This window comes from Mycoplana sp. MJR14 (assembly GCF_029210525.1).
In the GTDB taxonomy this organism is placed as follows: domain Bacteria; phylum Pseudomonadota; class Alphaproteobacteria; order Rhizobiales; family Rhizobiaceae; genus Mycoplana.
This window is the reverse complement of sequence record NZ_JARGEO010000039.1, coordinates 1-265: the sequence shown is the minus strand read 5'-3', so window position 1 is coordinate 265 and position 265 is coordinate 1. Positions and strand designations below refer to the sequence as shown.

1 protein-coding gene is annotated in these 265 nt (G+C 57.7%); it reads left to right on the top strand.

Going from position 1 to position 265, the window contains the following annotated elements; all coding sequences use genetic code 11:
* Positions 1-91 precede the first annotated feature (91 nt).
* A partial coding sequence (locus P0086_RS25235; RefSeq protein WP_275790833.1) for a helix-turn-helix domain-containing protein occupies positions 92-265 on the top strand: 174 nt, incomplete at its 3' end.

Here is a 265-nt window from a genome sequence, read left to right as displayed (position 1 = left end):
TCTCTAGATGTGAGCTTTCAGCAGGTTGTCCATTCGGAGCAAATCGAGGAGACTGGAGTTACCACACAACAGTAGTCCAGGATCGCTCCGAATGAACATTCACAAGAATGCCCGACTGACGCCGTTGCGTCGAGAAGAAATGGCGCTTGCCGTGATCGGTGGCTATCTGTCGCAAGCCCAAGCAGCCCGGGTCTACGGCGTCTCGGCCAAGATCGTTGCCCGCTGGGTCGAGCGCTTCAAGACCGGTGGGCGCCAGGCTATGCTC